The organism is Ideonella sp. P3_A4, assembly GCF_056403075.1.
On sequence record NZ_JBFUGE010000829.1, the window covers coordinates 1 to 2,229 of the forward strand.

Annotated in this window: 2 protein-coding genes; both read left to right on the plus strand. The window is 65.9% G+C overall.

Annotated features, from left to right (window positions below):
* Nucleotides 1-107: 107 nt before the first annotated feature.
* The gene (gene phaR, locus AC1DYI_RS33280; RefSeq protein ID WP_477208383.1) at nucleotides 108-695 is read left to right on the plus strand and encodes a polyhydroxyalkanoate synthesis repressor PhaR; all 588 of its coding nucleotides are present in this window, start codon (nucleotides 108-110) and stop codon (nucleotides 693-695) included.
* A gap of 36 nt (nucleotides 696-731) precedes the next feature.
* Nucleotides 732-2,132 carry a 30S ribosomal protein S12 methylthiotransferase RimO gene (rimO, locus tag AC1DYI_RS33285; RefSeq protein WP_477208384.1) on the plus strand — a complete coding sequence of 467 codons (1,401 nt, stop codon included), beginning with the start codon at nucleotides 732-734 and terminating at the stop codon, nucleotides 2,130-2,132.
* Nucleotides 2,133-2,229 lie beyond the last annotated feature (97 nt).

The window sequence follows — 2,229 nt, forward strand, 5'->3', positions numbered from 1 at the left end:
GTCCCTGACAGTGCAATCCCCGGTGGGCGCGGTGGGCATGGCGCCTAGAATCGTTGTGCACATGCACAACACCCACTGTGCTGCGGCGCACAAGGAGCTAATACCCGATGTCTTCCCACCGCCGGCCTTCGCCCGACGCGGCTTCCCCTGAAGCGGCATCGCCGCGGGTGCTGAAAAAGTACCCGAACCGCCGGCTCTACGACACCAGCGCCAGCACCTACATCACGCTGGTCGATGTCAAGCAGATGGTGCTGGAAGGCATCGAATTCGAAGTGCGCGACGCCAAGACCGGCGACGAACTGACCCGCAGCATCCTGCTGCAGATCATCCTGGAAGAGGAAACCGGCGGCGTGCCGATGTTCACCTCGCGCATGCTGGCCCAGATCATCCGGTTCTACGGCCATGCCATGCAGGGCATGATGGGCTCGTACCTCGAAAAGAACCTGCAGACCTTCGTCGAGATGCAGGCCAGGCTGGCCGACCAGGCCCGCGGCCTGTACGACCCCAAGGCCTTCACGCCCGAGATGTGGGCCCAGTTCATGAGCGGCCAGGCCCCGATGATGCAGGGGCTGATGGGCAACTACCTCGAACAGTCGAAGAATCTGTTCGTGCAGATGCAAGAGCAGATGCAAAAGCAGGCTGGCGGGCTCATTCCCGGTTTCCCGGGCTTTCCGCCGACGCCTGGGCAGAAGTAGACAAGGCCGGCAGCCCCGGTTTGCGACAATCCGGGGATGACTGCAGATCCCACCGCGCTGGCCCCATCCTCCACTGACCGGGCCACGCCGACCATCGGTTTCGTCTCGCTCGGCTGCCCCAAGGCACTGACCGACTCCGAGCTGATCCTGACCCAGCTCTCGGCTGAGGGCTACAAGACCGCCAAGACCTACCAGGGCGCCGATCTGGTGATCGTCAACACCTGCGGCTTCATCGACGACGCGGTGAAGGAAAGCCTGGACACGATCGGCGAGGCGCTGGCCGAGAACGGCAAGGTCATCGTCACCGGCTGCCTTGGCGCCAAGCAGGGCGACGGCGGTGGCAACCTGGTCAAGCAGATTCACCCCAAGGTGCTGGCCGTCACCGGCCCGCATGCCACGCAAGAGGTGATGGACGCCGTGCACGTGCACGTGCCGAAGCCGCACGACCCGTTCATCGACCTGGTGCCGGCCGCCGGCATCAAGCTGACACCCAAGCACTACGCCTACCTGAAGATCAGCGAGGGCTGCAACCACCGCTGCACCTTCTGCATCATCCCCAGCATGCGCGGCGACCTGGTCTCGCGCCCGGTGGGCGACGTGCTGAAAGAGGCCAAGGCGCTGTTCGAAGGCGGCGTGAAAGAGCTGCTGGTCGTCAGCCAGGACACCTCGGCCTACGGCGTCGACGTGAAGTACCGCACTGGCTTCTGGGACGGCAAGCCCGTCAAGACCCGCATGCTGGACCTGGTGGCGCAGCTGGGTGAGCTGGCCAAGCAGCACGGCGCCTGGGTGCGCCTGCACTACGTCTACCCGTACCCGCATGTGGACGAGATCATCCCGCTGATGGCCGAAGGGCTGGTGCTGCCCTACCTCGACGTGCCGTTCCAGCATTCGCACCCGGATGTGCTCAAGCGCATGAAGCGCCCGGCCAGCGGCGAGCGCAACCTGGAGCGCATCCAGAAGTGGCGCGAGATGTGCCCCGAGCTGATCATCCGCTCGACCTTCATTGCCGGCTTCCCGGGCGAGACCGAGGCCGAGTTCGAGCACGTGTTGCAGTTCCTGGGCGAGGCCCAGATCGACCGCGCCGGCTGTTTTGCCTACTCACCGGTCAATGGCGCCGCCGCCAACGAGCTGCCGGGCGCTTTGCCGACCGAACTGCGCGAAGAGCGCCGCGCGCGCTTCATGGCCGTGGCCGAGCAGGTCTCGATCGAGCGGCTGCGCCGCCGCGTGGGCTCGACGATGCAGGTGCTGGTCGACCGTGCCCCGGCGTTGGGCCGCAAGGGCGGGGTGGGGCGCTCGTATGCAGACGCACCTGAGATCGACGGCACCGTGCGCCTGCTGCCGCCAGCCAAGGCGTCGACGCAGCTGCGCGTAGGTGAATTCGCCAAGGCCCGCATCGTCGCGGCAGAAGGGCATGACCTGGTGGGCGAGCCGATATGAGCGGCAAGGGCAAGAAGGCCACGTCGACCGAGCTGATCCACCATCCTTACCAACCGCCGGCGGGCTTTGAGTCGCCGGTGGTGGGCGTGCACAAGGC